The following is a 23,113-nucleotide window of genomic DNA, read 5'->3' on the forward strand; positions in this document are numbered from 1 at the left end:
CCGCAGTGCCCCGCTTCAGCGTCATCATCCCCTGCTTCAAGGTGCAGGGCTTCCTGCGCGAGTGCCTCGACTCGGTCCTGGACCAGTCCTACCGGGACATCGAGGTGATCGCCGTGAACGACTGTTCGCCGGACGGCTGCGGCGCCATCCTCGACGAGTACGCGGCCCGCGACGACCGGATGCGCGTGCTGCACCTGGAGGAGAACGTCGGCCTCGGCCGGGCCCGCAACGCCGGGATGCCGCACGCCACCGGCGACTACCTCTTCTTCCTGGACAGCGACGACACCCTCACGCCGGGCGCCCTGCGGGCGATGGCCGACCGGCTCGCGGAGACGGACGACCCGGACGTCCTGGTCTTCGACTACGCGCGCACCTACTGGTGGGGCGGCACCCGCCGCAACGTCCTCGCCCGGGTCCTCGCGGAGGCCGGCGGCGGCACCTTCACGGCCGCCGAGCACCCGGAGATCCTCGAGCTGCTGATGGTGGTGTGGAACAAGGTCTACCGGCGCGACTTCACCGAGCGGGAGGGCTTCACGTTCCCGCCGGGCTACTACGAGGACACGCCCTGGACGTTCCCGGTGATGTTCAGCGCCGGGCGGATCGCCGCGCTGGACCGCATCTGCCTGAACTACCGGCAGCGGCGCAGCGGCAACATCCTGTCCACCACCAGCCGCAAGCACTTCGACATCCACGAGCAGTACGAGCGGGTCTTCGCGTTCGTCGACGCCCGCCCGGAGCTGGCCGGCTGGCGGCCGTTCCTGCACGCCAAGATGGGCGAGCACTGCCTGGACATCCTGTCCAAGCCGGACCGGCTGCCCCCGTCCGACAAGGCCGAGTTCTTCCGCCGCACCGCCGAGATGTTCCGCGCCCACCGGCCGGAGGGGGCCCCGGTCCCGCCCGGTCTGCGGGTGCTGGAGCGGGGCTGGACGGCGTACCGGCTGCGGCGGCAGTCCGGGCGGGTCGGCCGGGAACTGGTGCGGCGGACGCGGCAGGCGGGCGGCGCCGCCGCCGGGCGTCTGGGCCGGGTCCGCTCCGCGGTGAACAGCCGCCGTCCCCTGGACCCGCACCTCGCCGTGTACTCGGCGTTCTCCCACCGGGGCGTGCTCGGCGACCCCGCGGCGGTCTACCACAAGGCCCGCGAGATCGCGCCGCACCTGCGCGGGGTGTGGGTGGTGCGCGACGAGGAGGACGTCAGGCTGCTGCCGCCGGGCACGGAGCACGTGCTCCTGGGCAGCTCGGCCTACCGCCGGGTGACCGAGCGGGCCACGTACTTCGTCAACAACGTCAACTGGCCCGGCTCGCTGGCCAAGCGTCCCGGCAGCGTCCACATCCACACCCACCAGGGCACCCCGCTCAAGTTCATGGGCGCCGACCTGCTGGGCAAGCCGGGTGCCCGGTACGGCCTGGACGTGCCGCAGATGCTGCGCCGCGCCGACCGCTGGGACTACAGCCTGGTCGCCAACCGGCACTCGGAGCTGGTGTGGGAGCGGGCGTACCCGTGCCACTTCACGTCCGTGCGGACCGGCAGTCCGCGCAACGACGTCCTGGTCGGCGCCGGTCCCGAGCACGGCCGCCGGGTGCGCGAGCGGCTCGGTGTGCCCGAGGGCCACACGGTGGTGCTGTACGCGCCGACCCGCCGCGACTACCGGCGGGGCGGGCACGTCGACCGGATCGACCTGGCCCGCCTCGCCGCCGACCTGGGCGAGGACCACACCCTGGTGGTCCGGCTGCATCCCTCGCTCGCCACCGGGCACGCCCGCGGCATGGGCCTGTCCGAGCTGCACCGGCGGGGCGTGGTCGTCGACGCGACGGACGAACCGCACGTCGAGGACGTGATGCTCGCCTCCGACCTGCTGATCACCGACTACTCCGCCCTGATGTTCGACTACGCGCTCCTGGACCGGCCGATCGTCGTGCACGCCGACGACTGGGGCGCCTACGCGGCGAGCCGCGGCGCCTACTTCGACATCACCGCCGACGCGCCGGGCCATGTGGCGCGCTCCTACCGGGAGCTGGCGTGGCTGCTGGAGTCGGGGGCGTGGCGCGACGAGGAGTCGACGCGGCTGCGGTCCGCGTTCCGGGCGCGGTTCGGCGAGTACGACGACGGGCGGGCCGCCGAGCGGGTCGTGCGGACGCTGATGCTGGGAGAGGCGATGCCGGCACCGGACCCGGCGGTCACCGTCCCCGCGGCCCGTGCCGTCCCCGCCGACGGCCGCGACCTGCTGACCTTCTCGTGAGGCCGCGCACCTGGGTGCTGGCCCTGGCCGCGGTGTTCTCCGTGCTCCAGCTCGCGAACGTCACCGGCCGGGACACGCCCGACACCAAGAACTACCTGGCGTACGCCCTGAGCCTGTCCGGCGAGAGCAAGCGCGGGGCGGCGGCGGCCACCATCGACTACGTGTGCGCGAGCCAGGCGTCGGTGGCCCGCCGCGACCAGGGCGTGCACGTGGTCCGCTTCCACCGCCCCGACCCCACCGACCGGGTCGTGGCGGACTGCCGGAAGCGGGAGTGGGGGCAGGTGGAGCCGCGGCTGGCGGCCGGGCAGACCGGCGGGCACACCGTGCCGTACATGCCGGAGCGCTTCATGCGGATCTTCGAGGTGCGGCCCGGCTATCCGGTGTTCCTGGTGCCGTTCGTCACCACGCTGGGGGCGACGTGGGGGCTGTGGGCCGCGGGCGTGGTCATCGCGTGCGCCGGCGGCGTCCTCGCCTTCCTGATCCTGCGCACGCTGTCCGTGCCGGTGCCCCTCGCGCTGACCGGGCAGGCCCTGTACTACGTGCTGCCGAGCGGCACGACCGCCATGCGCCCGATGGCCGAGGGGCTGCTGATGGCGCTGACGCTGGCGGTGGTGTGGGGCTGTGCGCTGGTGCTGCGGGCGGGGCGCGAGCGGGCGGGTCTCGCCCTGGTCGCCGGATCGCTGCTCGCGCTGTTCGCCGTCAAGCACTCCCAGGCGCTGTTCCTCGGGGTGTGTCTGGCGGCGGCCGGCGCGGCGATCGCGCTGCGGCGGCGCCGGCGGGGCCGGCTCCCGGGCCGGGACGTGCTGGCGCTCGCGGCCCTGGGCCTGGCCGGGGCGCTGGTCACGATGACGCTCGCCCGGCTGCTGCACTACCCGTCCGAGTCCGACAGCCTCCAGGACCTGCTCACCGGCCACTTCGCGCGGCCGGACCGGGAGGATCCGTGGCCGGAGTTCTGGCAGTTGCAGGGCAACTTCTGGGTGGAGTGGCTGCGGCGGCAGGCGTGGGAGCCGCTGTTCGTCGCGGCCCTGGGCGCCGGGGCGTGGGGCTCGCTGCGGCGGGGGCGCACGGTCGGTGTCTTCGTGGTCGCGGCGGCGTTCACCGGCGTCCTCACCCAGGCCGCGCACCCGGACATCAACATCTGGGGCGAGCGGCTGATCGTGCTGGCCTGGCTGCTGCCGGTGGTGGGCGTCCCGCTGCTGCTGGAGCCGGTGCTGCGGAGCCGGGTGGCCGTGCCCGCGCAGGGCCACGCCGACCGGGAGCGCGCGGTCAGCTGAACCCGGCGCTCACCCGTTGAGGTGAAGTGACGTCAAGCCGTTGACGTCGGCGGGAACATACGGCAAATGCCCCGGATGTCCCCCTTTTCCGTCCTCCAGTGAGCGCCGGCGTCCTCGTCCGGCGGGCCGTGCGCGGCGCGACGGCGCTGCGCGGCGGCCGCTCCTGGCGTCCCACCCCGTTCCAGGCCGCCGGCTTCCTGTTCTTCCTGGTGATGTCGCTGGCGTACTGGCGGGTGCCGCTGTGCTGCGACGCCGGCCAGCACGCGGCGGTGGTGGAACGCCTGAAGGCCGACCTCCTCCGTCCGCGTCACCCGATGGCCGACCTGCCGGGCGCGGGCAGCGCCTACTACTCGCCGTACGCGGTGGCGCAGGGCCTGTTCGCCCGGTTCGCGGGGCTGGGCGGCTGGGAGGTGGTGCGGCTCGCCGGACCGCTGAATCTGGTGGTGCTGCTGACCGGCCTGGGCCGCTTCGTGCGGGTGCTGAGCCCGCGGCCGTGGGCGCCCGTACTGGCGCTGGGCGCGATGACGCTGCTGTGGGGCACCGAGCGGGCCTGGTGGAGCGGCTACCTGGGGCTGATGTCGATGACCGGCAACCTCGGCTACCCGTCCGCCTTCGCGATCGGCCTCACCTTCTGGGCCTGGGCGCTGACCGGAACGCTGGCCCGCGACGCGCACCGGGTGCGGTACGTGGGGCCCAGCGGGCTGCACGGCTTCGGCGGCTACGCGGGGCTGGGCGTCCTGTACGGGCTGATCCTGCTGATCCACCCGATCACTGCGGTGGCGGCGGCACTGGGCGGCGTGGCGCTGGTGGCCGGGTGGCAGCGGGGCCGGCACGGCGCGGTCGTCGGGCGGTGGGCGCTGACGGGGGCGGCGGCGCTGCTGTCGGCGGCCTGCTGGCCGTACTTCGACGTCTTCGCGCTGGCCGGTGACGACAGCGTGGACGGCATGCACCGGGTCCTGTACCTGGACCTGCCCCGGGAGTTCTGGCTCGCGCTGCTCGGGCTGCCGGCGCTGTGGCTGCGCGGGCGCCGCTCGGCGCGGGATCCGCTGGTGCTGATGTTCGCGCTGGACTGCGCGGTGGTGGCGTACGGCTGGGTGAGCGGCCACTACACCTACGGCAGGATCCTCGGGCTCACGCTGGTGCCGCTGCAGTTCGCGGTGGCGATCGAGCTGGCGGCTCCCCGGCCGTGGGGGCGGTGGCGGCGGCTGCTGGGCACGGTGGTGGCCGCGGGGGCCCTGATGGGGTTCCTCACGGTCCAGGCGGGGGCGGTGGTGCCGCGCCCGCTGGATCCGGTCGGCTTCGAGCAGCCGCCCGACTGGCCGACGTACGCGTGGGCGGCCCGGCACATCGGACCCGGCGAGGTCGTGATCACCGACGGCTACTACGCCGGTCACGCCATCGCCGGGTACGGGCCCAATCTCGCGGCGCCCGCCTGGCCGGACCCGTCGCTGGACGAGCGGGAGCGCAGACGGCGCGTGGCCGATGTGAAGGCGTATCTCGCCCCCGGCTCGACCCGCGCCGTGCGCGCGGCCGTCGTGCGCCGCTACCACGTCCGCTGGCTGCTGCTGACGCGCTGGCACCCGGTGCCCGAGGAGGCGGTGGTGATGGCGTGGAGCGAGCGGACGGGGGAGGTGCTGGCGCGGGTCGGGGGGTGACCCGGGCGCCGGCGCCTACTCGATGACGAGCTCGACCTCGATGTTGCCGCGGGTGGCGTTGGAGTAGGGGCAGACCTGGTGGGCCTGCTCGACCAGCTTGCGGCCGGTCTCCTCGTCCACGCCCTCGGGCAGCTCGACGCGGAGGGTGACGGCGAGCCCGAAGCCCTGGCCCTGCTTGCCGATGCCGACCTCGGCGGTCACCGCGGCGTCGCTGACGTCGACCTTGGCCTGCCGGCCGACGAGGCCGAGGGCGCTGCCGAAGCACGCGGCGTACCCGGCGGCGAACAGCTGCTCCGGGTTGGTGCCCTGTCCGTCGCCGCCCATCTCGACGGGGGCGCTGAGCGCGAGGTCCAGCTTGCCGTCGGAGCTGACGGCACGGCCGTCGCGGCCGTGGGTGGCGGTGGCGGCGGCGGTGTAGAGCGCGTCCATGGAAATCCGTCCCTCTGAGAGCTGAAGCGTTCCGACCACTGAAGTAGAGCACACAATTAAGTTGTGCACAACTTACTGCCCTCCAAAGCTACCCTGGACCCATGACCACGCCACCGCCCCCGCCTCTGCCCGCGACGGACTGGCTCCGCCTCGACCAGCAGATCTGCTTCTCCCTGAACGCCGCCTCGCGCGCCTTCGGCGGTGTGTACCGCGTGCTGCTCAAGGAGCTGGGGCTCACGTATCCGCAGTACCTGGTGATGCTGGTGCTGTGGGAGCACGGCGAGCTGCCGGTCAAGAAGCTCGGCGAGCATCTGAGACTCGACTCGGGCACGCTGTCGCCCCTGCTCAAGCGGCTGGAGGCGGCCGGCCTGGTCCACCGGGAGCGCAGCGCACGGGACGAGCGGTCGGTGCGGGTGCGGCTCACGGAGGAGGGCGTCGCGCTGCGCGAGCGGGCCGCCGAGGTGCCGCGCCGGATCGCCGCGGCGACCGGCCTGGACCTCACGGAGATCCAGGACCTGCGCTCCCGCCTCGACCGGCTGACGACGGCACTGGACTCCGCCTACCGCCCCTGAAACCCGCCGCCCCCGCAGCTGCGGGCAATCGTGCCTCCCCCAGTGCCTGAACGGCCTGGGAGGTACCCCCAGGGGCGGCCCGGGTGGGCGGTGGGGTCCCCGCAACGCCGGGCTGCGCACCCACCCGCCCCCACGGCGCCGCCGAGGTCAGACGCCCCGTGGGCGAACGCGCCGTCTCACAACGCCTTGAGCCCTTCCGCCGTGGCCCGCGCCAACGCCCCCAGATACCCCTTGGGCAGCTTCCCGCCCCGCACGACCACCGACCGCCAGTACAGCGGACCCGAGATCAGATCCAGCGCCAGGTCCGCGTCGACCCCGGCACCCAGCTCTCCCCGCTCAACCGCCGCCGCGAGAATCTTGCTGGCGACCCCGTCCTGCCCCTCCCGCACCGTCTTCTGCAACGCCTCCGCGATCTCCGGATTGCGCGCCGCCTCCGCCTGAAGGTCCGGAATGATCTGCGAGGCCACCGGATGCCGCAGGGCACGGGACGTCACCTCGTACAGCAGCCGCAGATCCCCCTCGAGGGACCCGGTCTCCGGCGCGGGCAGTCCCTGCACGGCGAGCGCCGACACGATGTCGAGCACCAGGTGCAGCTTGGAGCGCCATCGCCGGTACACCGCCGTCTTGCCGACCCCCGCGCGGCGCGCGATCCCCTCGATGGACATCCGCGCGTAACCGACCGCCGCGAGCTCCTCGAAGACGGCCGCCCGGATGGCCTCCGTCACGTCCTCGCGCAGTACGGCCGCCCCGGCGGGGGCCCGGCGGCGCGGGCGCGGCTGCGGCTCGTCGGCGACGGCGTCGGCATCGGCGTTGGGCGTCATACGAGCCAAGCATAGGGGCGTCACGACGAAACGGTTGCGTTCCGACGCCACCCGGCCTACGCTCACGTCACGACGATACGGTGCCGTCCCGACGTAATAGAACGGTCGGCGTCCCGCAGGGAAACACCGGGAGTCGCCTCCGTCACCCCTCCCCGAGCGAAAGCAGCGGATGTGAGCCAGGTCCTCGACACACCGCCCCCGACACCGGCCGGTCCGGCCACCCCCACCGCACCCCACGACCTCGCGGCCCTCGCCGCCCGCCACGGCCTGTCGGTCAGCGGCGCCCGGCCCTCCCTGCCCGAGTACGTCCGCCAGTTGTGGGCGCGTCGGCATTTCATCGGCGCCTTCGCCACCGCCAAGCTCACCGCCCAGTACAGCCAGGCCAAGCTGGGCCAGCTGTGGCAGGTGATGACGCCGTTGCTGAACGCGGCGGTGTACTACTTCATCTTCGGCGTGCTGATGAACACCAAGCGCGGCGTGGAGGACTACGTCCCGTTCCTGGTCACGGGCGTGTTCGTGTGGACGTTCACGCAGAGCTCGCTCATGGCGGGCACCCGGGCCATCTCCGGCAACCTCGGCCTGGTGCGGGCCCTGCACTTCCCGCGGGCGGCCCTGCCGGTCTCCTTCTGCCTCCAGCAGCTCCAGCAGCTGCTGTTCTCGATGGCCGCGCTGGCCGTCATCCTGCTCGCCTTCGGCGTGCCGCCCGGCGTCTCCTGGTTGCTGACCGTGCCGGTCCTCGTGCTCCAGTTCGTGTTCAACGCGGGGATGTCGCTGATCATGGCCCGGCTGGGCGCCAAGTTCCCCGACATCGCCCAGCTGATGCCGTTCCTGCTGCGCACCTGGATGTACGGCTCCGGCGTGATGTTCAGCATCCACCACATGACCGGACCGGACAGCGGCCTGCCGTCCTGGATCGGCACGGTGCTCCAGCTCAACCCCTCCGTCGTCTACATCGACCTTATGCGCTTCGCCCTGATCGACAGCTTCGACGGGAGCTACCTGCCGCCGCACGTGTGGGCGCTCGCGGTGGGCTGGGCACTGGTCGCCGGGATCGGCGGCTTCGTCTACTTCTGGAAGGCCGAGGAGACCTACGGTCGTGGCTGACAACACCGGCACCACCCAGCGGGCGGCCGAGCGCGCCCCCACCGTCGTCGCCGACGGCGTCGACATCGTCTACCGGGTCAACGGCACCGGCGCAGGACGGGGCTCCGCGACGGCCGCCCTCAACCGCATCGTGCGGCGCGGCAAGGCCGAGAAGGCCGCGGGCGTGCGCCGGGTGCACGCGGTGAAGAACGTGTCCTTCGTGGCGTACCGCGGCGAGGCGATCGGCCTCATCGGCACCAACGGCTCCGGCAAGTCGACCCTGCTCAAGGCGGTCGCGGGCCTCCTCCCCGTGGAGAACGGCCGCATCTTCACGGACGGCCAGCCCTCGCTGCTCGGCGTCAACGCGGCCCTGATGAACGACCTCACCGGCGAGCGCAACGTGTACCTGGGCGGCCTGGCGATGGGCATGACCCGTTCCCAGATCAAGGAGCGGTACCAGGAGATCGTCGACTTCTCCGGCATCAACGACAAGGGCGACTTCATCACCCTGCCGATGCGTACCTACTCCTCCGGCATGGCGGCCCGGCTGCGCTTCTCCATCGCCGCCGCCAAGGACCACGACGTCCTCCTCGTCGACGAGGCCCTCGCCACCGGCGACCGCTCCTTCCAGAAGCGCTCCGAGGAACGCATCCGGGAGCTGCGCAAGCACGCCGGCACGGTGTTCCTGGTCAGCCACAGCAACAAGTCCATCCGCGACACCTGCGACCGGGTGCTGTGGCTTGAGCGGGGCGAGCTGCGCATGGACGGGCCGACGGACGAGGTGCTGAAGGAGTACGAGAAGTTCACCACCCGCTAGCCGCGACCGACACGAAGGCGCCCCGGGTCCGACCGGCCCGGGGCGCCTTCACGGCATGACGCGGTCTCCCGCGCGGCTACACCGTCACGAGTGCGTCCGCAGCAGCGTCCGCATCGTCCGCATCGCCACCGACAGGTTGGAGAGGTCGAAGGCGTCCGAGCCCTTGATCTCCTCCAGCGTGGTTCGGGCCCGGCCGAGGATCGCCGCGTTCTTCTGCTCCCACACCTTGAACCGCTGCTCGGGCGTCGATGTGCCGTTGCCCGCCGCCAGAACGTCCGCGGTGAGCGCCGCGTGCGCCGCGTACAGGTCCTCGCGGATCGCGGCGCGGGCCATGGACTGCCAGCGGTCGGCGCGGGGCAGGTCGCTGATCCGGTCCATCAGCTGGGTGATGCCCAGCCGGTCGGCGACGTCGTAGTACACCTCGGCGACGTCCAGCGGCTCCTTGCCCGTGCGGTCGGCCACCGAGACGATGTCCAGCGTCGGGAAGGCCGAGGAGAACCCGGCCACCCGGGTGGCCGGCTCGTCCGGGACACCGGCGGCGGTCAGCTCGTCGTAGATGTGCTGGTACCACTCCGCGTCCGCGCCCCGCAGCAGCTTGGGCAGCTGCGCCCAGACCTGCTCGACGCGCTCGGCGAAGAAGTCCACCGTCTCGGCGAGCTCCAGCGGCTGCGGCCGGTTGTTGAGCAGCCACCGGGTACCGCGCTCGACCAGCCGGCGCGAGTGCAGCCGGATGCGGGTCTGGACGGCGGCCTCGACCTTGGTGTCCAGTGCCTCCACCGCGTCCCACACCGGGGAGGCCCGGAAGATCGCCCGGGCCGCGGTCTGCGCCCGCACGATCTCCTCCAGCGACGCGCCGGTCTCCTCGCGCATCCGGTGCAGATACGTCGTACCGCCCGTGTTGACCGTGTCGTTGACCAGGACCGTCGTCGTGATCTCACGACGCAGCGGGTGGCTGTCGATCTGGTCGAGGAACTGCTCGCGCAGCGCCGTCGGGAAGTACGCGTGCAGCAGGCTCTTGAGGTACGGGTCGTCGGGCAGCGAGGTGTGCAGCAGCTCCTCGGCGACCGTGATCTTCGTGTACGCCAGCAGGACGGCGGTCTCCGGGCCGGTCAGGCCCTGTCCGGCGTTCAGACGCTCACGGATCTGGCGGTCGGTGGGCAGGAACTCCAGGGCCCGGTCCAGGCTGCCCTCGCGCACCAAGTGGCGCATGAAGCGCTGCTGGGCGTTGAGCATGTCGTTGGACTGGGCGAGCGCGTTGGCGATCGCCGTGTTCTGCGCGTAGTTGTTGCGCAGGACCAGCGCGCCGACCTCGTCGGTCATCTCGGCGAGCAGCTTGTTGCGCTGCTTGACGGTCATGTCGCCGTCCTTGACGAGACCGTTCAGCAGGATCTTGATGTTCACCTCGTGGTCGGAGGTGTCCACGCCCGCGCTGTTGTCGATGGCGTCCGTGTTGATCTTGCCGCCGTTGCGGGCGAACTCGATCCGGCCCAGCTGGGTCAGACCCAGGTTGCCGCCCTCGCCGACGACCTGGACCCGCAGGTCGCCGCCGTCGACGCGGATGGGGTCGTTGGCCTTGTCGCCGACGTCGCCGTTGGACTCGGTCGACGCCTTGACGTACGTACCGATGCCGCCGTTCCACAGCAGGTCCACCGGGGAGGTGAGGATCGCCTTCATCAGCTCGGCCGGGGTCATCTTGGTGACGCCGGCCTCGATGCCGAGGGCCTCGCGGATGTGCGCGTTCACCGGGATCGACTTGGCCGTGCGCGGGAAGATGCCGCCGCCGGCCGAGAGCAGCTCGGTGTTGTAGTCCTCCCACGACGAGCGCGGCAGGTCGAACAGGCGGCGCCGCTCGGCGTACGAGACGGCCGCGTCCGGCGTCGGGTCGATGAAGATGTGCCGGTGGTCGAAGGCGGCGACCAGGCGGATGTGCTCGCTGAGCAGCATGCCGTTGCCGAACACGTCACCGGACATGTCGCCGATGCCGACGACCGTGAAGTCCTGGCTCTGGGTGTCCACGCCCAGCTCCCGGAAGTGCCGCTTGACGGACTCCCAGGCGCCGCGGGCGGTGATGCCCATGCCCTTGTGGTCGTAGCCGGCCGAGCCGCCGGAGGCGAAGGCGTCGCCGAGCCAGAAGTTGTAGGACTCGGCGACCTCGTTGGCGATGTCCGAGAACTTCGCGGTGCCCTTGTCGGCGGCGACGACGAGGTAGGTGTCGTCCTCGTCGTGCCGGACGACGTCCGCCGGGTGCACGATCTCGCCGGCCACCATGTTGTCGGTGATGTCGAGCAGCGCCGAGATGAACGTCCGGTAGCTGGCGATGCCCTCGGCCAGCCAGGCGTCGCGGTCCGCGTTCGGGTCGGGCAGCTGCTTGGCGACGAAGCCGCCCTTGGCGCCGACCGGCACGATGACGGTGTTCTTCACCATCTGCGCCTTGACCAGGCCGAGGATCTCGGTGCGGAAGTCCTCCCGGCGGTCGGACCAGCGCAGACCGCCGCGCGCGACCTTGCCGAACCGCAGGTGCACGCCCTCGACGCGCGGCGAGTACACCCAGATCTCGAACGCCGGGCGCGGCGCGGGCAGGTCCGGGATGGCCTGCGGGTCGAACTTCATGGAGACGTAGTCGTGCGGCTTTCCGCCGCTCGTCCTCTGGAAGAAGTTCGTCCGCAGCGTCGCCTTGATGACGGTGAGGAAGGAACGCAGGATCCGGTCCTCGTCGAGCGACGCCACCTGGTCGAGGGCCGCGTCGAGCTCTTCGAGCAGGGCGTCCACGATCTCGAGTCCGGCGCGCTGCCGCTCCGGCGACATCCGCGCCTCGAACAGGGAGACGAGCAGGCGGGTGGTGTGGACGTTGTTGCGGAGGGTGTCCTCCATGTAGTCCTGGCTGAAGGTGGAGCCGGCCTGCCGCAGGTACTTGGCGTACGCGCGCAGCACCATGGCCTGCCGCCAGGTCAGCCCGGCGCTGAGCACGAGCGCGTTGAAGCCGTCGTTCTCCGCCTGGCCGGTCCAGGTGGCGGCGAAGGCGTCCTGGAAACGCTCGCGCGCGTCGTCGCCGAGGTACTCGCCGGCGGCGGCCTTCGGCATGCGCAGACCGAAGTCGTAGATCCAGGCCGTCGTGCGGTCCGCGCAGCGCAGCTCGTACGGGCGCTCGTCGGTGACCTCGACGCCGAGCCGGCTGAGCACCGGCAGCACCTGCGAGAGGGAGACCGAGCCGCCCTTCTGGAAGATCTTGAACCGGCGTTCCTCGGGCACGGCGCCCACCGGCTCGTACAGGCTCAGCGCGAACGTACGGTCCTCGTCGAGCCGCTCCAGGTGACCGAGGTCGGCGACCGCGGAGCGCGGGCCGTGGTCGGCCTTGTAGCCCTCGGGGAAGGCCGCCCCGTAGCGGCGCATGAGCTCCGCGGAGCGCTCCTCGCCGAACTCGGCGGTCAGCGCCTCGGCGAAGCCGTCGGCCCAGGAGCGGGCGGCCTCGACGAGGCGGGCCTCGATGCGCTCCTTGTCGGCGTCGGACAGCTCCGGCAGCTCGGTGCCCTGCGGCACGCGGACCACGAAGTGCAGCCGGGACAGGATCGACTCGGTGTTCCAGGCCGTGAAGTCGACGCTGGTGCCGCCGAGCTCCTCCTTGAGGATGTCGATGATCCGCAGCCGGACACCGGTGGTGTAGCGGTCGCGGGGGAGGTAGACGAGGGCCGAGTAGTAGCGGCCGTACTCGTCCTGGCGCAGGTAGAGCCGCAGCCGGCGGCGCTCCTGGAGGTAGAGCACGGAGGTGACGATCGGCTCCAGCTCCTCGACCGGCATCTGGAACATCTCGTCGCGCGGGTACGTCTCCAGGATCTGGAGCAGGTCCCGGCCGTCGTGGCTGTTGGGCGAGAAACCGGCCCGGTCCAGCACCTCCTCCACCTTGCGGCGGATGACCGGGACGCGGCGCACGGACTCGGTGTAGGCGGCGGACGAGAACAGGCCGAGGAAGCGCCGCTCACCGACGACGTTGCCCTGCTCGTCGAACTTCTTGACGCCGATGTAGTCCAGGTAGGACGGCCGGTGCACGGTGGAGCGACTGTTGGCCTTGGTCAGCACGAGCAGCCGGTGCTCGCGGGCCTTGGCGCGGGCGTCGGCGGGCAGCCGCTCGAAGGACGGGCTGACGGGGTGGCTCTCGTCGGTCGCGTGGTGCGGGTCGGAGCGCAGGATGCCGAGGCCGGTGCCGGCCACGGCCGCGAGGGAGTCGTCGCCGCGCAGCTGGTACTCGCGGTAGCCCAGGAAGGTGAAGTGGTCGTCCGCCAGCCAGCGCAGCAGCTCGCGGGCCTCCTCCACCTCCTGCCGGCTCAGGTCGTCGGGGGCGGGCTCGTCCGGCAGGCCCTCCGCGAGGCGGACGGCCGCGTCGCGCATCTTGCCCCAGTCCTCGACGGTCTCGCGGACGTCGTTGAGGACGCGCAGCAGGTCGGCGGTGATCTGCTTCAGGTCGCCGCGGTCGGTCTCGCGGTCGATCTCGACGTGGATCCAGGACTCGACGTGCGCGTCGTGCGGGAGGCCGTCGGTGGGCGGGCCGGTGAGGACCTCGACGAGCTTGCCGGTGAGGTCGCGGCGGACGACGAACTGCGGGTGCACGACGACGTGGATGCCGCGGCCCTGGCGGGTCAGCTCGTTGGTCACGGAGTCGACGAGGAAGGGCATGTCGTCCGTGACCACCTCCACGACGGAGTGGCTGCACGTCCAGCCGTTCTCCTCCACCGTCGGGGTGTGGACCCGCACGTTCGCGGTGCCCTGCGGGCGGTTCTCGGCCAGCCGGTAGTGCGAGACGGCGGCTCCGAAGACGTCGACCGGGTCGCGGTCGGTCAGGTCCTCCGGGGCGGTGTGCCGGTAGTAGCGCCGAAGGAACGCGGACACGGACGCGTAGTCCGGGGTGCCCGGGATCCCCGGGGTGTCCGGGGTGCCCTCGTCCGTCGTCCCAGTCGGTAGGTGCCCCCCGACCGGGCTGTTCTCAGCTACCCGCGCGGCCCTCTCGAGCAGCTCGGCCTTGGCTTCGTCCAGCTTGGTCTGCATTGTCCTCTGGCTCCTGTCGCGCGCCGTTGCGTGACGTAGAAGGAAGTACGGTCTCCGGCCTTCCGGCGTGGCATCGAGACGCGGGGTGTCCGCTCTGTTCCGACGCTATGCCGCAAGGTGAGAGGAGCGGGGGCAAATCAGCCAATGTCGACGCGCCCGCCGGGTGTGATGTCGCTCTCGCGGCCACCGCCCGGGGAGTGCGCGGCGCCGAACCGGGGACCTTCGATGCCCCGTCCCGCCCGCGAAGACCAGCGACCGCCGCCCGGTCACGGATGTAGTCCGTGCTCACCGGGCGCAGAGCAGGGGCGCCGGTGCCCCCGCGAGCTATCGCGCTGATCACGCCACAAGGCTATCGCCCCCGACAGGGCATCCGTCACGAGCCGCATGTGTACAAAACAGAGCCAAGAACTTGGACATTCTGCACAGTCACCACTGGACCACGCCGGTCACAGCCGCGGGCAGTCGTGCCTCCCCCAGTGCCCCAACGGCCTGGGAGGTACCCCCAGGGGGCCGGGACGGCACCACGACGCCGCCGACACCTCACGCCGCCGCGGCCAACCGCTCCGCCTCCGCCACGGCCTCCCCCAACGTGTCCACGACCGGCACCCCCGCCCCCACAAGACTGGCCCGACTGTGCGACCCCCCGGTGTACAGCACCGCCCGCGCCCCCACGTGCCGCGCGGCCACCGCATCGTCCGCGGCGTCCCCGATCACCACCGTACGAGCGGGCTCCACCACCGAGCCCAGCGCCGCGAGATGCCGCACCATGTGCTCGGCCTTGCTGCCCCCGGAGGGCCCCGTCCGCCCGTCGACGCGCAGGAAGTGCGCCTCGATCCCGAGCCCCCTCACCAGCGGAACGAGCTCCTCGTGCCCGTACATGCTGAGGATCGACTGGCTGCGCCCCGCCGCCCGCCACCCGGCGAGCAGCTCCGCCACGCCCTCGGTGAGCCCGCACCGCACCCGGTGCTCGGTGTAGTACCGGTGGAAGGTCGCGTCCATGACCTCCCACTCGGCGTCCGTGGGCAGCCGCCCCATCAGCCGCTCGTAGAACTTCGGCACCGGCACGCAGTACAGCGCCCGGTACTGCTCGAGCGTGATCGGCGTCAGCCCGAACTCGGCGAACGCCGCGTTCGTCGCCCCGATGATGGCGTCGTTGTCGTAGAACAGCGTGCCGTTCCAGTCCCAGACGATGTGCGCCCCTGTCTGCGTCCCCATGCCGGAAAACGTACCCGCTGCCACCGACAGTCAAGACGGCCGGGGAAGGCCGCCGCCGGTCAGTCGCCGGCCCCGACCAGGTTCGGGATCTCCTGCGTCGCGTACCAGAGCAGCTCGTGGTCCTCGGCCCCGTCCACGACCAACCGGGCGTCGTCGTCCCCGCCGTCCGCCGCCGCGAGGGCCTCGGCCGCGGCGGCCACGTCCTTCTCCGCGTCGGCCGAGTCGACGTGCACCGCGGCCGTCTTGGCCAGCGGCACGGCCCCGTCGACCCGCACCTCGCCCAGCGCCGCCGGATCGGCCCCCCGGTCCGGTCCGGCCGACACCGCGCCGTCGGGTACGTCGGCCGCGACCACGACCCGGCGTCGCGCGGCCCCGGCGTCCACCGCCAGCAGCCGCAGCGAGGCCAGCGCGGCCCGGCTCAGGGCGGCGTACTCCAGCTCCTCGAGGTCGTCGGAGCGGACCCACTCGCGCACCGCCGGCGTGACGGCGTACGCGACGAGCGGCCCGGCCCCCAGTTGCCCCGTCCTGTGCGCCTCGGCGAGACCGGAGAGGGTCAGGGGGACATAGACGCGCATGACGGGCCGCTTTCGTGGTCGGGAGTCCGGAGAGAACAGGAACCGGGCGAGATCCACCGGAGGGCCTTCAGGATACGTGCGGCGTCCCCTTTCGGGCCCCCGCCCAGGGACCCGGACGCGTCCACTTCCGTCCCCGGAACTCACCCGGTGCGCCCGCTCCGTCCCGGCCGTTCCCATGCCCCCGGCCACTCGGATAGGTGAACCTCCCGGCTGCCCCGACCCGGCCCTCCGCCTCCTTGCCGCCGTCGCCCGCCACCCCGTACAAGATCCCCGACCATGAAGTTACCGCCCGGTATCACCCGGGCCACCGAACGGGGAGTCCCATGCAGCCCACACCGACCGTGCCGCCCCTGCGCAAGGTCATGACCCGGACCCGCCCCACCTCCCACGCACCCGCCCCCGTCCGTGTCCCCGGTGCCGCCGAGGGCGCCGCGCTCGCTCCGGTGGACCGCGCACCCGGCGCGAGCACCGGCACGGCCTCCGGCGCTCCCCGCGGCGCCACACCCCGCGCACCGGGCGGCGTACCGCCCCGCAGGCCCGGCGGAAGCGGCGTCCGGACCGCGGCGCCGGGCGGACGGCCCCCGGGCTCTCCGGGCCGGTCCGCGCGCGCCCGTACGAGGCCGACCGACAACCGCCCGGTGACCGCCGGACCCGGCGGCACGGCCAGGGCGAGTGCACGCGCGGCCGCCACCGCCGCCGTCCCGGACCGCGTCCCGTCCGCCGCCCGCCGGATCGCCGCGCCCGCCGGGACCCCGCCCACGGCCGTCCCGACGGCCCCTGCCGCTCCTGACGGCCCCACGGCGGCGCCCGCCCCTGCCACCCAGGTCGTCCCCGCCCAGACGCCTCGCCGGCCGGTCCCGCAGCTCCGTCCCACGGACCACTTCGCGGAGCTCCTCCTCGATGTGCTCAGCGGCCGGCGTCCCGTGCACGCGATGCTCCGGCACACCGTCGGCCGCGCCTACGACGAACTGGCCCGGCTCGCCGAACGCGGCCCGCTGCGCACCCGCGGCACCCTCCCCGTCGTCCGCGACATCGGCTATTACGAGGCCCGTCCGGGCGCGCTGGAGGTCTTCGCCCGGATCGGCGCGGGCGACCAGCTGCGCGCCATGGCCTTCCGCCTGGAGCAGGGCCGGGACCTGCGCTGGCGCTGCACCGCGGTGGAACTGGGCGGTCCCCGCGGGCCGCAGACGGACGACGACTGACCGCGGGGCACGGGCGCCGGACAGGCCGAAGGGCCGGGCTCCCCCAGGGGTGCCCGGCCCTTCCCACCGCCACGGCGCCTCCAGGCGCCGTGGCGTCACTTCTTGCGGCGCCGCCCGCCCTTGGCCTGCTTGCGGCGCTCCGCGCGCGTGAGACCGTCGGCCGAGGACCGCGCGGGCTCCTCGTCGGTGGTGAAGTCGCCCTCGACGACACCGCCCTCGCCGTCCACCGTCGGGGCGGAGAAGTGGAGTTCCCGGCGCTGCGGCGCGTCGAGCCCCTTGGCGCGGATCTCCGGGCGCGCGCCGGCCTGGGCCGGGACGGCGTCCTGCGGGGTCTTCTCCAGCGAGGGAGCGGCGTCCTCGACGGGAACCTCCTCGACCTGCTGCTCGACCTGGACCTCCAGGTTGAACAGGTAGCCGACGGACTCCTCCTTGATGCCCTCCATCATGGCCTGGAACATGTCGAAGCCCTCGCGCTGGTACTCGACCAGCGGGTCCTTCTGCGCCATCGCGCGCAGGCCGATGCCCTCCTGGAGGTAGTCCATCTCGTAGAGGTGCTCGCGCCACTTGCGGTCCAGGACCGAGAGCACGACCCGGCGCTCCAGCTCACGCATGATCTCGGAGCCGAGCTGCGTCTCGCGCGCCTCGTACTGCTCCTGGATGTCGTCCTTGATGGACTCCGCGATGTACTCGGCGGTCAGGCCGGCCCGGTCGCCGGCCGCCTCCTCCAGCTCCTCGACGGTGACCTTCACCGGGTAGAGCTGCTTGAAGGCGCCCCACAGACGGTCGAGGTCCCAGTCCTCGGGGAAGCCCTCGGCGGTCTCGGCCTGCACGTAGGCGTCGATCGTGTCGTTCATGAAGTGCTGGATCTGCTCCTGCAGGTCCTCGCCCTCCAGGACGCGGCGCCGCTCGCCGTAGATGACCTCGCGCTGCCGGTTGAGCACCTCGTCGTACTTCAGGACGTTCTTGCGGGTCTCGAAGTTCTGGGTCTCGACCTGCGACTGCGCGGAGGCGATCGCGCGGGTGACCATCTTGTTCTCGATCGGCACGTCGTCCGGGACGTTCGCCATCGACATGACGCGCTCGACCATCTGGGCCTTGAACAGGCGCATCAGGTCGTCGCCCAGGGAGAGGTAGAAGCGGGACTCGCCCGGGTCGCCCTGACGGCCGCTACGACCGCGCAGCTGGTTGTCGATGCGCCGCGACTCGTGCCGCTCGGTACCCAGCACGTAGAGGCCGCCGAGCTTCTCGACCTCTTCCTTCTCGGCCTTGACCGCCTGCTCGGCCCGCTCCAGGGCGGCGGGCAGGGCCGCGGCCCACTCCTCGATGTGCTCCTCGGGGTCGAGGCCGCGCTGGCGCAGCTCCGCCTCGGCGAGGTCCTCGGGGTTGCCGCCGAGCTTGATGTCCGTGCCGCGGCCGGCCATGTTGGTGGCCACCGTCACGGAGCCCTTGCGGCCCGCCTGCGCGACGATCGACGCCTCACGCTCGTGCTGCTTGGCGTTGAGCACCTCGTGCTGGATGCCGCGCTTGCTGAGCTGCTGCGAGAGGTACTCGGACTTCTCGACCGAGGTGGTGCCGACGAGGATCGGCTGGCCCTTCTCGTGCTTCTCGGCGATGTCGTCGACGACCGCCTCGAACTTGGCGACCTCGGTGCGGTAGATCAGGTCGGACTGGTCCTTGCGGACCATCGGCCGGTTGGTCGGGATGGGCACCACGCCGAGCTTGTAGATCTGGTGGAACTCGGCGGCCTCCGTCATCGCCGTACCGGTCATGCCGGACAGGCCGGGGAGTTCCTTGCCGTCGTGGTCGTGGCGCTTGTAGAGGCGGAAGAAGTTCTGGAGGGTGATCGTGGCGAGCGTCTGGTTCTCGTCCTTGATGTCCACCCCTTCCTTCGCCTCGATCGCCTGGTGCATGCCCTCGTTGTAGCGGCGGCCGGCGAGGATACGTCCGGTGTGCTCGTCGACGATCATGACCTCGCCGTCGAGGACGACGTAGTCCTTGTCCTTCTTGAAGAGTTCCTTGGCCTTGATGGCGTTGTTCAGGTAACCCACGAGCGGGGTGTTCACCGACTCGTAGAGGTTGTCGATGCCCAGCCAGTCCTCGACCTTGCTGACGCCGGACTCGTGGATGGCGACCGTGCGCTTCTTCTCGTCGACCTCGTAGTCGCCGGTCTCCTCGATGCCCTTGAGCGGGTTGCCCGCCTCGCCCTTCTTCAGGCGCGTGACCAGCTTGGCGAAGTCGCCGTACCACTTGGTGGCCTGGTCGGCCGGGCCGGAGATGATCAGCGGCGTACGGGCCTCGTCGACGAGGATGGAGTCGACCTCGTCGACGATGGCGAAGTTGTGGCCGCGCTGGACGAGTTCGTCCTTGGACCACGCCATGTTGTCGCGCAGGTAGTCGAAGCCGAACTCGTTGTTCGTGCCGTAGGTGATGTCGCAGGCGTACATCTCGCGGCGCTGGGCCGGCGTCTGGCTGGAGAGGATGCAGCCGACCTCGAGCCCGAGGAACTTGTGGACGCGGCCCATCATCTCGGAGTCGCGCTCGGCCAGGTAGTCGTTGACCGTGACGATGTGGACGCCCTCGCCGGACAGCGCGTTCAGATAGGCGGGCAGCGTGCCGACCAGGGTCTTGCCCTCACCGGTCTTCATCTCCGCCACGTACCCGAGGTGCAGGGCGGCGCCGCCCATGATCTGCACGTCGTAGTGGCGCTGGCCGAGGACGCGCTTCGCGGCCTCGCGGACGGTGGCGAAGGCTTCCGGCAGCAGGTCGTCCAGGGTCTCGCCGTCGGCGTAGCGCTGCTTGTACTCATCGGTGAGGGCGCGCAGCTCGGCGTCGGAGAGGTCGACGAAGTCCTCTTCGATGGAGTTGACCTGGTCCGCGATGCGGTGCAGCTTGCGCAGGATCTTGCCTTCGCCTGCACGCATGATCTTCGAGAGGACGGACACGGGGGTTGGTCTCCTTGCCGGTCGGGCCTGGGACGGTCGGTTTCCTTTGACTGACTGAGCAACGGCCATCGTATGCGAGGACCCCGCCGCCCCGGGAGGCCTGCCACAGCGGGGACCGCGCGCTCCTTCATCCTGCTTCCGGTCGCTGTCACAGGGTTCAACGTGCGAGGCCTGCGGATGGTGCCGCACCCGCCGTCCGAATGCACGAAAAGTGACCGCTCGTGCACGCACGGCAAAAGGATGGCGGGTACCGCGGGTCGCCCCGCAGAATCGGCCGATGGAACCCCAGACGCTCACCACGGACCGCCTGGTCCTGCGCACGGTCGGCCCCCAGGACACCGAGGCCGTGTACGCCGCCTGCCAGGACCCCGACATCCAGCGCTGGACGACGATCCCCTCGCCCTACCTCCCACAACACGCGCGGGGCTTCACGGAGCGGCTGGTCCCCGACGGCTGGGCGAACGACTCGATGTTCACCTTCGGCCTCTTCCTGCCCTCCGGTGACCTGGTGGGCATGCTCGGCCTCACGATGATCGCCCCAGGCGCCGCCGAGATCGGCTTCTGGGGCGTCAAGGAACACCGCGGGCGCGGCTACGTCACCGAGGCCGCCTCCGCCGTCGCCCGCTGGGCCTTCGGGCAGCGGGCGATCGACCGCCTGGAGTGGCGCGCCGAGGTCGGCAACACGGCCTCCCGCGCGGTGGCCCAGCGTGTCGGCTTCACCATGGAGGGCACGCTGCGCTCCGCGATCCACAACAACGGCACCCGCCGCGACTGCTGGATAGCCTCCCTCCTCCCCTCAGACCTCTCCCTCCCCTCGACAACCCCCTACCTGCCGGCTCGCCCCTGACCACCCACGCCGCCGCAGCTGCGGGCAGTCGTGCGTCCCCCAGTGCCTGAACGGCCTGTGAGGTACCCCCGGGGGCGGCACGGGTGGGCGGTGGGGGTCCCCCCACTCGAGCGCAGCCGAGAGTGGGGGAGGCACCCCGCAACGCCGGGCCACACACCCCACCCCCGGCCGACACCAACACCCCGCACGCGTCACCCCCGTTCACACACCGCACCCCGCACCCCCACTGTCAGACCCACCCCCTATCGTGCGGACGCATGACGACCCTCCCGCCCCCCGCCACGGACCTGTCCGCAGACGAGGCCCGCCGCATCGCCCTCCGCGCACAGGGCTTCCTCGGCGCCCCCGACCGCCGCGCCGGCGTCCGCGGCATACTCCGTCACCTGGGCGCGGTGCAGCTCGACACGATCTCCGTCCTCGCCCGCTCCCACGAGCTCGTCCCGTACGCCCGCCTGGGCGCCGTCGGCCGCAGAACCGTCGAGGACGCCTACTGGACGGACACGCACGCCTTCGAGTACTGGTCCCACGCCGCCTGCATCCTCCCCATCGAGGAGTGGCCCCACTTCGCCTTCCGCCGCCGCGCCTACCGCAACCGCCCGCACTGGAACCACCACCTCCCCGACGGCGCCTACGACCAGGTCATCAAGCAGCTCCGCGCCGAGGGCCCCCTCACTGCGACGGACCTCGGCGGGGCGAAGAAGACCAGCGAGTGGTGGGACTGGTCGGGAACGAAGGTCGCCGTGGAGCGCGCCCTCATGTACGGCGAGGTGGTCTGCGTCGAGCGCCGCGGCTGGAAGCGGGTGTACGACCTGGCCGAGCGCGCGGTCCCGGAGACGCTGCTGCACGACGACCTGGACGACACCGAGTGCCTGCGCCGCCTGGTCCGCCTGGCCGGTCGGTCCCTGGGCGTCGGCACCCGCGCGGACATCGCGGACTACCACCGCCTCAAGGCCGAGCAGGTCGACGCCGTGATCGCCGACTCGGGCCTGGTCCCGGTGACGGTGGAGGGGTGGGGCAGGCCGGCCTGGGCGGACCCGGCGGCCCTGGAGACACCCCCGCGCGGCCGTCACCGCACCACGCTGCTGTCCCCCTTCGACTCCCTGATCTGGGAACGCGCGCGCACCGAGCGGATCTTCGGCTTCACCCACCGCCTGGAGGCCTACGTGCCCAAGCAGAAGCGGGTGCACGGCTACTTCGCGATGCCGGTCCTGGCCGGCGGCCGGCTCGTCGGCCGCGTGGACCCGGCACGCGAGGGGCGCACCCTGGTCGCCAGGCAGGTCACGCTGGACGGCCCCAAGGCGGCCCCGGCGGTGGCCCAGGCCCTGGTCGAAGCGGCGAGCTGGGTGGACTGCACGGACGTACGCGTCGAGCAGGTGGACGCGCCGGAGCTGCGCGAGCCGCTCACGAGGGAGCTGTCCCTCCTGCTCGCCTGATCCGCAGGTGGCGAGGGGCCGTCAGCGAATCTCGAGGATCTTCTCCCGCATCGCGTACACCACGGCCTCCATCCTGGAATGCAGCTGCAGTTTCTCCAGGATGTTGCGCACGTGGTTCTTCACGGTGTTCTCGGAAATGAACAGCTCCTTGGCGATGTCCCGGTTGTTCATTCCCGTGGCGACGAGCTTGAGCACCTCCAGCTCGCGGTCCGTGAGACGCGGTGCGGGCACCAGCCGGCGCTCGTCGGTGCGCTGGATCATCGACTTGAACTCGGTGAGGAGTTTCGACGCCATGGACGGGCTGATCTGCGACTGTCCGTCGGCCACCGCACGGATGGCGGTCGCCACCTCGTCCGTCGAGATCTCCTTGAGGAGATAACCGGTCGCGCCCGCCTTGATCGCCTCGTAGAGGTCGGCTTCCTCGTCACTGATCGTCAACATGATGATCTTGGCGCTGGGGGCGACCTCCTTGATGGAGGTGCACGCCTCGATCCCGCCGCGCTTGGGCATCCGCACGTCCATCAGGATGATGTCCGGCAGCAGGTCGGCGGCCTTCTCCACGGCCTCGGCACCGTCACCGGCCTCCCCGACGACCTGGATGTCCTCCTCGGCCGCGAGCACGATCTCCAGGCCGCGGCGGAACAAAGCGTGGTCGTCCACGACCAGGACCCTGATCGGCTCCTCGCGTGACGACCCCGCGTCCGGGCCCATGCCGACGACGCCGTCGTCGGCGCCCTCGTCCCGCATCGGTCCGAAACTGTCCGCCATCGTTCCTCCCCCTGAAGGCCTGGCCTGTGGTCCTGAGCCATCGCCAACCCAAGGCAACGACCCACCGGTTGGGTGGTTGCCGCCATGATTCCATGCCTCGCCGGCACGGAGGTGACAGAGCGCACCACGCGGGGGTCGCACACCTCGCGCACCGTCGCACGCCGGTGCCCCTGGGGGCTCACGCGCGCTCCAGGGGCACCGGTCCG

The 23,113-nt window shown here is 71.8% G+C and carries 16 protein-coding genes; 9 read left to right on the plus strand and 7 right to left on the minus strand.

Annotated features, from left to right (window positions below; all coding sequences use genetic code 11):
* The first annotated feature begins 5 nt into the window (after window positions 1–5).
* From IEZ05_RS17520 to IEZ05_RS17530, 3 genes are all read left to right on the plus strand, one after another.
* On the plus strand, window positions 6–2,237 hold the full coding sequence (locus tag IEZ05_RS17520; RefSeq protein ID WP_189231051.1) for a bifunctional glycosyltransferase/CDP-glycerol:glycerophosphate glycerophosphotransferase: 2,232 nt from the start codon (window positions 6–8) through the stop codon (window positions 2,235–2,237).
* Window positions 2,234–3,511 carry a hypothetical protein gene (locus IEZ05_RS17525; RefSeq protein WP_189231052.1) on the plus strand — a complete coding sequence of 426 codons (1,278 nt, stop codon included), beginning with the start codon at window positions 2,234–2,236 and terminating at the stop codon, window positions 3,509–3,511. The genes IEZ05_RS17520 and IEZ05_RS17525 overlap by 4 nt, the downstream gene beginning before the upstream one ends.
* Window positions 3,512–3,609: 98 nt before the next feature.
* On the plus strand, window positions 3,610–5,166 hold the full coding sequence (locus IEZ05_RS17530) for a hypothetical protein (RefSeq protein WP_189231053.1): 1,557 nt from the start codon (window positions 3,610–3,612) through the stop codon (window positions 5,164–5,166).
* A gap of 15 nt (window positions 5,167–5,181) precedes the next feature.
* On the opposite strand, the gene IEZ05_RS17535 is transcribed toward IEZ05_RS17530, so the two are convergent.
* The gene (locus IEZ05_RS17535; protein ID WP_189231054.1) at window positions 5,182–5,595 is read right to left on the minus strand and encodes an organic hydroperoxide resistance protein; all 414 of its coding nucleotides are present in this window, start codon (window positions 5,593–5,595) and stop codon (window positions 5,182–5,184) included.
* Window positions 5,596–5,696: 101 nt separating this feature from the next.
* Between IEZ05_RS17535 and IEZ05_RS17540 the strand changes: the two genes are divergently transcribed.
* Window positions 5,697–6,167, plus strand: a complete 471-nt coding sequence (locus IEZ05_RS17540; RefSeq protein WP_189231055.1) for a MarR family winged helix-turn-helix transcriptional regulator — start codon at window positions 5,697–5,699, stop codon at window positions 6,165–6,167.
* A gap of 176 nt (window positions 6,168–6,343) precedes the next feature.
* Here IEZ05_RS17540 and IEZ05_RS17545 read toward each other — a convergent pair whose 3' ends face one another.
* Entirely contained in the window at window positions 6,344–6,988 is a 645-nt protein-coding gene (locus IEZ05_RS17545; protein WP_189231056.1) for a TetR/AcrR family transcriptional regulator, read from the minus strand.
* Between the two features lie 171 nt (window positions 6,989–7,159).
* On the opposite strand from IEZ05_RS17545, the gene IEZ05_RS17550 reads away from it, so the two are divergent.
* Both IEZ05_RS17550 and IEZ05_RS17555 read left to right on the plus strand, forming a co-directional pair.
* Entirely contained in the window at window positions 7,160–8,092 is a 933-nt protein-coding gene (locus tag IEZ05_RS17550) for an ABC transporter permease (RefSeq protein ID WP_189231057.1), read from the plus strand.
* Window positions 8,085–8,888 (plus strand): ABC transporter ATP-binding protein, encoded by an 804-nt coding sequence (locus IEZ05_RS17555; RefSeq protein WP_189231058.1) that lies wholly within the window; start codon window positions 8,085–8,087, stop codon window positions 8,886–8,888. Before IEZ05_RS17550 ends, IEZ05_RS17555 begins: the two co-directional genes overlap by 8 nt.
* 84 nt (window positions 8,889–8,972) lie before the next feature.
* Here IEZ05_RS17555 and IEZ05_RS17560 read toward each other — a convergent pair whose 3' ends face one another.
* From IEZ05_RS17560 to IEZ05_RS17570, 3 genes are all read right to left on the minus strand, one after another.
* On the minus strand, window positions 8,973–13,925 hold the full coding sequence (locus IEZ05_RS17560) for an NAD-glutamate dehydrogenase (RefSeq protein ID WP_189231059.1): 4,953 nt from the start codon (window positions 13,923–13,925) through the stop codon (window positions 8,973–8,975).
* Window positions 13,926–14,465: 540 nt separating this feature from the next.
* Window positions 14,466–15,140: an HAD family hydrolase gene (locus IEZ05_RS17565; protein ID WP_189231060.1), complete on the minus strand. Its 675-nt coding sequence runs from the start codon at window positions 15,138–15,140 to the stop codon at window positions 14,466–14,468.
* Window positions 15,141–15,199: 59 nt separating this feature from the next.
* Window positions 15,200–15,715, minus strand: a complete 516-nt coding sequence (locus IEZ05_RS17570; RefSeq protein WP_189231061.1) for a DUF6912 family protein — start codon at window positions 15,713–15,715, stop codon at window positions 15,200–15,202.
* A gap of 323 nt (window positions 15,716–16,038) precedes the next feature.
* Between IEZ05_RS17570 and IEZ05_RS36810 the strand changes: the two genes are divergently transcribed.
* Complete coding sequence (locus tag IEZ05_RS36810; protein ID WP_268255208.1) at window positions 16,039–16,917, plus strand: Rv3235 family protein; 879 nt, start codon at window positions 16,039–16,041, stop codon at window positions 16,915–16,917.
* Between the two features lie 95 nt (window positions 16,918–17,012).
* On the opposite strand, the gene secA is transcribed toward IEZ05_RS36810, so the two are convergent.
* The gene (gene secA, locus IEZ05_RS17580) at window positions 17,013–19,859 is read right to left on the minus strand and encodes a preprotein translocase subunit SecA (protein WP_189231062.1); all 2,847 of its coding nucleotides are present in this window, start codon (window positions 19,857–19,859) and stop codon (window positions 17,013–17,015) included.
* Window positions 19,860–20,136: 277 nt separating this feature from the next.
* Between secA and IEZ05_RS17585 the strand changes: the two genes are divergently transcribed.
* Together IEZ05_RS17585 and IEZ05_RS17590 are read left to right on the plus strand one after the other, a co-directional pair.
* Window positions 20,137–20,706, plus strand: coding sequence for a GNAT family N-acetyltransferase (locus IEZ05_RS17585; RefSeq protein ID WP_189231063.1), 570 nt, complete (start codon window positions 20,137–20,139; stop codon window positions 20,704–20,706).
* A 257-nt stretch (window positions 20,707–20,963) separates the two neighbouring features.
* Window positions 20,964–22,139 (plus strand): winged helix-turn-helix domain-containing protein, encoded by a 1,176-nt coding sequence (locus IEZ05_RS17590; RefSeq protein WP_189231064.1) that lies wholly within the window; start codon window positions 20,964–20,966, stop codon window positions 22,137–22,139.
* Between the two features lie 21 nt (window positions 22,140–22,160).
* Here IEZ05_RS17590 and IEZ05_RS17595 read toward each other — a convergent pair whose 3' ends face one another.
* Window positions 22,161–22,907, minus strand: coding sequence for a response regulator (locus IEZ05_RS17595; protein ID WP_189231065.1), 747 nt, complete (start codon window positions 22,905–22,907; stop codon window positions 22,161–22,163).
* Window positions 22,908–23,113 lie beyond the last annotated feature (206 nt).

This window comes from Streptomyces flaveolus, from assembly GCF_014648815.1.
GTDB classification, from domain to species: domain Bacteria; phylum Actinomycetota; class Actinomycetes; order Streptomycetales; family Streptomycetaceae; genus Streptomyces; species Streptomyces flaveolus.